The sequence below is a fragment of the Sodalis sp. (in: enterobacteria) genome, from assembly GCF_051710625.1.
Classification (GTDB): domain Bacteria; phylum Pseudomonadota; class Gammaproteobacteria; order Enterobacterales; family Enterobacteriaceae; genus JBPESN01.
This window is the reverse complement of the sequence record NZ_JBPESN010000018.1, coordinates 36,370-42,758: the sequence shown is the minus strand read 5'-3', so window position 1 is coordinate 42,758 and position 6,389 is coordinate 36,370. Positions and strand designations below refer to the sequence as shown.

Below are 6,389 nucleotides of genomic sequence, written 5' to 3'. Positions count from 1 at the left end.
TTAGAGGCATTAATAATGCCTGATTTGTAAGAAGGGGGAAAGGGTGTATTGGCGTTATCAGGACGTAAAGATAACTTAGATAGCCTGTTACTCCAACTTCCAAAAGAAGAAAAAGAACGTCTGATAGGCCTACACGAAGCTAAAAAGGGGGCGGTATCTGAAAAGTGTGCAGTAGAAGATGTGGCAAGCTTAAGCTGTAAGAAAAATGGCGCGGCTTAAATAAAGATTAGGCCATTATCTACCTCACTTCATTATTTTTATGATTTACTAATAGTCTTTAACCTAATTTACATATATCTAATGGATGCTTAAAAGGCGTTTAAACCACCTTTAAATCTGCTCAAACCACAGTCATTCAAGTCCAGAATTTAGTGCAAAAAAAATCATTTTTTGCCCATTTTTTTTGCGACGAGTCCAAAATCTGTAAAATCTCTGTAAGCCGCGCCATTAAAGGGCTTCCGGCTAACCCGTCGTTTAACTTAAGAGTCCAGAAATGATTGCCACCCCACAGCCCTGACAACCGCGGGCGACCCGAAAGCGGTTACTGCCAGTGCGGTAGCCGCAGATGAATTTGCAGCTTGCCCTCGCGACCATTATGCGCCTCGACCGATCCGCCGTGTGCTAACAGTACCTTTCGGGTGATAGCCAAACCCAGGCCGTAACCTTTACCGCTTTGGGGAGAATTCACCCGCACGAAGGGATCGAAAATGCTGGAGAGTTTTTCTCTAGCGATGCCCGGCCCTGATCCGCCACACTAATCGTCAGCAGGCGATCTTCCGCCGCCAGCGTCACCGCAATCTTTTGCCCCGGCATGGAGAAACGCAATGCGTTGCGCACAATATTTTCCACCGCGCGACGCATCATTTCCGCGTTGCCTTTGACGGTATAATCCGCCGGCTGCCGGGTGGTGAGCGTGATGGTGATGGTGACCTTGGTGAGCTGCGCCTCGTAGCGAACATCATTGACTACCGCTTCTACCAGCCCCAGCAGATCAAAATACTTCTCCGCCACCATGCCCTGATGCTCCGCGCGTGAAAGCGCCAGCAACTCACCCACCATGCGGTCAAGGCGCTCGGCTTCCTGCTCGGTACGCGCCAGAGAGGTGTCTACATTGGCCGGGTTCTGATGCGCTAGTCCTATGGCCAGCTGCAATCGGGCCAGCGGCGTGCGCAGTTTATGGGAAATGTCATGCAATAGCGTTTCGCGCGCCGCGACCAGAACCTGTAGCCGCTCGACCATGGCGTCAAAATCCTTGGTTACTTCGGTTATCTCATCGTGGCGGCGCCGCATAACGGGGTACAGGTGCACTGACAAATACCTCAGCGACACGCGCTCAAAGGCGCTACGAAGCTGGCGCATCGGGCGAGTTAGGTTCCACGCCAGGAGAAAACTGAACAGCAAACCGCCCGTCAATCCCAGCCAAAACAGCGGGCTGGGCATATTAAGGATGTTGCTTCTGTAGCCATTATGATACAACCCGCGTAAGTTTCAACGTCATAATGCAGCAGACATTGCTGCCCATCGGCTGCCGCGACCTGCCTGTTGGCAATACGTTCCAACCGTTGAAACGCCGGGTATCCCGGCGCCCCGTACCGGATGGCGGCAGGCGAGGCGCCGTCGACGACGGCCCCTGCCCCCAGGCACGGCAACCGGACTCGCGCCCTTGTCGGTGGAGTAGGAATCGCTTCCTGCTATCGTTCTGGCTTTATCGGCGCCGTCGCTTAGCGCCGTGGCGGCAGTAAACGCGCCCACGGTGTTGTAATCCTGATGCAGTAATTCCACCTGCAGCGGCAGGGTATAGGTTTCGCCGCGAATAGACCCCGATACCACCGATACTGCGCCGAACTCGCCGATGGCGCGGGCGTTGGTTAGGATAACGCCATACAGCAGCGCCCAGCGGATATTGGGCAGCGTGACGCGGCGAAATATCTGCCAGTGCCCGGCGCCGAGCGTTTGGGCCGCTTTTTCGTATTCCGGCCCCAGCTCTTCCAGCCCCGGCTGCACGGTACGCACCACGAACGGGATGCTGGTGAAGGCCATCGCCACGGCGATGCCGAGCCAGGTGTAGGAGACTTTAATGCCAAACTGGGCCAGCCAGCCGCCGTACCAGCCGGTGGTGGAAAACAGCGTGGCCAGCGTCAAACCTGCCACCGCGGTAGGCAGGGCGAACGGCAGATCCATCAGGCCGTCCAGCAGCGCACGGCCGGGAAAGCGGTAGCGGGTCAGGATCCAGGCCATCAGCATGCCGAACACCGCATTGAACAACGACGCCACCCCGGCGCAGAGTCAGAGTGATTTTATAGGTTGCCAGCAGCTCCGGGCCGGTGATGACCTCCCAGTATTGTGACCAGCTCATCTGCGCTAACTGCATGACCAGCGCGCTTAACGGCAGCAGCAGGATCAGACAGACGAACAGCACACTGCCGCCGCGGCTCAGGCCAAAACCGGGCAGAACCCGTTTGGTGGTCAGGGCCAGCATCAGCGATGCCACGTCGCCAATAATTGATCCAGTTCGCCGCCGCGCTCGAAGTGCGTCGCCATGGCCGACTGCCAGCCGCCGAATATGTCCTCAACACGAAACAGCCGGGTTTGTGGAAATTTGCTTTTGTTTGTGTTCATCATCTGTGTATCGTTTACCCGATAATAAAACCCGGCGATAATGTGCTGCGCCGCCGGACTGTAGAGATAGTTGAGGTACGCTTTCGCCGCCTGCGCGGTTCTGTTCTTTTCCACGTTCTTATCAACCTAGGCCACCGGAAACTCCGCCAGAATATCCGTGGCCGGCACGATAACTTCGTAGTCGCCGGCGCCAGCCTGATCGCGCAGCGTGTTGACCTCTGATTCAAAACTTATCAGCACATCCCCCTGACCGCGTTCGATGAAGGTCGTCGTTGCGCCACGCCCGCCGGTATCGAACACATCGACGTTGGCCAGAAATTTCTGCATCCAGGCGCGGGTACGCGCGCGATCGCCCGCCAAACGCCTGCTCCATCGCGCCCCAGGCGGCTAAATAGGTGTAACGACCGTTTCCCGAGGTCTTGGGGTTGGGAAACACCAGCTGCACGCCGTCACGGGCCAGATCGCGCCAGTCATGGAACCCTTTTGGATTTCCTTTGCGCACCAGAAATGCCATGATTGAATAATAAGGCGAACTCTGATTGGGTAAGCGGTCACGCTAATCGGCAGCAATCAATTGGCCGCGATCGTGGAGAATCTACACATCGGTGACCTGATTATAGGTCACCACATCCGCCGGAAATCCCTGCAGTATGGCCAGCGCCTGCCGGGAAGAGCCGGCGTGCGACTGGCGCAGGATCAGTTTGTCGCCCGGATGTTCCTGCTGCCACTGCGCGATAAAACCGGGATTGAGGACCGCGAAAAGTTCACGTGCCACGTCATAGGAGCTGTTAAGCAATGTGGTGGCCTGTGCCTGTCCGCATGCCAGCAATGCCGCTACGGCGCAAATGTGTCTTGCCCGGCCGGAAAAAAGCGTAAAGGTCATGTTGTGTCCTGATGGTGATGGATAAAAAGGCCGCCCCGAGAGTCTTACAGTTTATTTATAACGAGGGGATAACCCGTAACGCTTTTATATATCGATTGGTGATTTGCAAGTCACAAAAGGCATAAGGCAGCGGCCTGCGCGGCAGGGAAGCAGCCAGCCAGACTCGCGGACCGGGAAGGTTGCGGGTCGTCGCGGTGTGGGGTCAACGAAAGGAACATTAGCCGAGGGTCTAAGCTTGAGCATCCCGCCACGCGGTCGACAGGAGGCACATTCAGCCCGCGGCCGACGTCTGAAAACGCCGCATGCCCGGCTGGCATGCAGAGAGCATCAGCCCGCGGCCGACGCTGTCGAGCGCGCCAGAGGCGCGCCAGATGATTTTATTTACCTGCCAGGTCCGCAGTTGGTCATCGGCCGGCATCAGCGATTCGGGCCCGTGCCAGATGCCCTTGAACACATAACTGACATGACTGCTTTGCGGCGCCTGACAGACGACTGCATCGCGATCCTCACCGCTGCCCTTGCTGCAGGCGCCATAGGCTTTCTGATAAACTGCGCTGAACGGCGTGCCGATCTTGACGCCCCAGGCGCTTTCGATAGCCTCATCGGTTACGACCACGCCGGTAACCCGGCCGGACGACGGCCCGTAAACGGTAAGTTTGACCTGATCCTTGGCAAGCGCCTGGTAAACGCTGACAATTTCGCCGTTGCGGGTTTCCATACCGCCGCGCAGCCGGTAATCGCCGTCCAGCGCCTTCTCCAGGGCGGGTTGCGTTATCGGCGTGGCGGCGGTGATTTCGCCGACACCCTGGTCGCGCACCTTGCGGCTCTCGCCGAACCAATGGAAAGGGGAAAAACTTGACCAGGAAAGGCCGGATAGCGTTGAGCATCCAGCCAGCATAAGGGGCAGGCCGATGATTAATGAACGGAACGACTTCATCATTTCTCCTTGAATAACAAGACGGCGCCGGCTCGCAAATCGGCGTCGCTGTGCCATGCTTAAAAGGGTATCGACATGGCCTTAATCTGAGGATGTTACTATCCCTGGCCGGCCGCAGCCAGACAAATTAGATTGATAATAAGGAGAGTCAGGATGAAGAAAACTACTTTCGCGCTGCTTATGGCTTTAATCAGCCCCAGCGTTCTGGCCGCCCCCGACGATCTCATCATCGTAAGCGGTACGCTGCATAAAGGCCCGCAGGGGGAAACGGTCAACGTTCAGCAATTGCAAAAACAGTAAGCGTAATAGGCGACACCGCCGCCCCGCCGGCGTCGCCCTGCCTCAATACTCTTGATCTTCAATCAGCCGTTTGCCCAGCAGCACGCTATCTTGCATTTCGTATTCGAGTTTTTCGTACATGCTGATCACTGCATCATTATCGCCGCGGATCATCAGATTGATTTTGGGGCAACCGCGGGCTATCAGTTTCTTTTCCAGGCGGCTTATCAGCGCGTTGGCGATGCCGTGCCCGCGATAATCCGGATGGACCCCCAGATAATAAGCGGCGCCGCGGTGGCCGTCATAGCCCCCCATTATCGACCCTACGACTTCCCCGGCCACTTCCGCTACCAGAAAAAGATCGGGATCATGGTTCAGCTTACGCTCGATATCCATTTCGGGATCGTTCCACGGCCGCAGTAAATCGCAGCGTTCCCAAAGCGTAATCACCTCTTCAAAATCGTCGTGACGAAATACCCGAATTTCCATAATAGCCGCCGCCGGTGCAGAGTAATGAATGATTTAGCTGATTATCACGTTATTTACGATGAAGGCAAATAACTCTGGGGCAGTTTATGACTATTTCGCCCCTTTTCGCTCGAATTCCCTCTACATCGCCGTTGTTGTTCATAGTGAAGGCGTAAGCGGCCCTTGGAAGCGCCGTTTTCGCCCGCAACGGTTAGTGTTACGGCCCCGCCGGCGTTATACTGGCCTGGCCTCACCTTTTCGCCGCTTACCTACAGGGATTTTCGCGATGGACCAACCGGATATCGAACACATCAACGCTTATCTACTGGCACTGCAGGAAACCATCTGCGCTGCGTTAACCGCCGCCGATGGCGGCGCTGTTTTTCATGAAGACCTCTGGCAGCGGGACGAAGGCGGCGGCGGACGAACGCGGGTATTGCGCCAGGGTCGGGTCTTTGAGCAGGCCGGCGTCAATTTCTCGCGCGTGTACGGCGGCGCCCTGCCGGCTTCCGCTACCGCCCACCGGCCGGAATTAGCGGGGCGCTCCTATCAGGCAATGGGCGTATCGCTGGTCGTGCATCCGGAAAATCCTTATATTCCCACCAGCCATGCCAATGTGCGTTTTTTTATCGCCGAAAAACCGGGGGCAAAACCGATATGGTGGTTTGGCGGTGGTTTCGACCTCACGCCGTTTTACGGTTCCAATGAGGACGCCGTCCACTGGCACCGCACTGCACAGGCGCTGTGCCAGCCGTTCGGCGACGCGGTCTATCCCCGTTATAAGCGCTGGTGTGACGATTATTTTTTTCTCAAGCATCGCAACGAGGCACGCGGCATCGGTGGGCTGTTTTTCGATGACTTATCCGCCCCCGATTTCAATGAGGCTTTTGCCTTTTGCCGTGCTGTGGGCCAAGGCTATCTGGATGCGTATCTGCCCATCGTCGAGCGGCGCAAGTCCCATCCCTGGGGCGAGCGCGAGCGGCAGTTTCAGCTCTACCGCCGCGGCAGATATGTCGAATTTAATCTGGTTTGGGACCGCGGCACATTATTTGGTCTGCAATCAGGCGGCCGCACCGAATCAGTTCTGATGTCGATGCCGCCGCTGGCCCGCTGGCAATATCATTATGATCCGGCGCCCGACGGCGCCGAGGCCGCGCTATATCGCGACTTTTTGCCGGCCCGCGATTGGCTTAAGGAGTAACA

At 56.6% G+C, this 6,389-nt stretch carries 5 protein-coding genes and 3 pseudogenes; 3 read left to right on the top strand and 5 right to left on the bottom strand.

All coding sequences use genetic code 11. The features are described 5' to 3' along the window. The first annotated feature begins 48 nt into the window (after positions 1-48). Positions 49-219 (top strand): hypothetical protein, encoded by a 171-nt coding sequence (locus tag ACTBDU_RS07075; RefSeq protein ID WP_438805991.1) that lies wholly within the window; start codon positions 49-51, stop codon positions 217-219. Positions 220-541: 322 nt separating this feature from the next. On the opposite strand, the pseudogene ACTBDU_RS07070 reads toward ACTBDU_RS07075, so the two are convergent. The 4 genes and pseudogenes from ACTBDU_RS07070 to ACTBDU_RS07055 form a co-directional block, all read right to left on the bottom strand. Further along, a pseudogene (locus tag ACTBDU_RS07070) lies at positions 542-1,461 on the bottom strand (ATP-binding protein); the annotation flags it as partial. A gap of 33 nt (positions 1,462-1,494) precedes the next feature. Then, positions 1,495-2,479: pseudogene (gene cysT, locus ACTBDU_RS07065) on the bottom strand (sulfate ABC transporter permease subunit CysT). Beyond that, a pseudogene (gene cysP, locus ACTBDU_RS07060) lies at positions 2,479-3,502 on the bottom strand (thiosulfate ABC transporter substrate-binding protein CysP). Before cysP ends, cysT begins: the two co-directional pseudogenes overlap by 1 nt. A gap of 271 nt (positions 3,503-3,773) precedes the next feature. Further along, a complete protein-coding gene (locus ACTBDU_RS07055; RefSeq protein WP_438805995.1) occupies positions 3,774-4,439 on the bottom strand; it encodes an RpoE-regulated lipoprotein in 666 nt (221 codons plus the stop codon). 153 nt (positions 4,440-4,592) lie between these two features. Here ACTBDU_RS07055 and ACTBDU_RS07050 point away from each other — a divergent pair, with 153 nt between their 5' ends. Next, positions 4,593-4,739 carry a hypothetical protein gene (locus ACTBDU_RS07050; protein ID WP_438805990.1) on the top strand — a complete coding sequence of 49 codons (147 nt, stop codon included), beginning with the start codon at positions 4,593-4,595 and terminating at the stop codon, positions 4,737-4,739. A 42-nt stretch (positions 4,740-4,781) separates the two neighbouring features. Here ACTBDU_RS07050 and ACTBDU_RS07045 read toward each other — a convergent pair whose 3' ends face one another. Further along, complete coding sequence (locus ACTBDU_RS07045; protein WP_438805989.1) at positions 4,782-5,207, bottom strand: GNAT family acetyltransferase; 426 nt, start codon at positions 5,205-5,207, stop codon at positions 4,782-4,784. A 265-nt stretch (positions 5,208-5,472) separates the two neighbouring features. Here ACTBDU_RS07045 and hemF point away from each other — a divergent pair, with 265 nt between their 5' ends. Next, entirely contained in the window at positions 5,473-6,387 is a 915-nt protein-coding gene (gene hemF / locus ACTBDU_RS07040) for an oxygen-dependent coproporphyrinogen oxidase (protein ID WP_438805988.1), read from the top strand. The last annotated feature ends 2 nt before the right edge of the window (positions 6,388-6,389 follow it).

Coding starts and splice junctions, on each gene's coding strand:
- ACTBDU_RS07055 (WP_438805995.1), bottom strand. CDS start 4,439: ATGAAGTCGTTCCGTTCATTAATCATCGGCCTGCCCCTTATGCTGGCT.
- ACTBDU_RS07050 (WP_438805990.1), top strand. CDS start 4,593: ATGAAGAAAACTACTTTCGCGCTGCTTATGGCTTTAATCAGCCCCAGC.
- ACTBDU_RS07045 (WP_438805989.1), bottom strand. CDS start 5,207: ATGGAAATTCGGGTATTTCGTCACGACGATTTTGAAGAGGTGATTACG.
- hemF (WP_438805988.1), top strand. CDS start 5,473: ATGGACCAACCGGATATCGAACACATCAACGCTTATCTACTGGCACTG.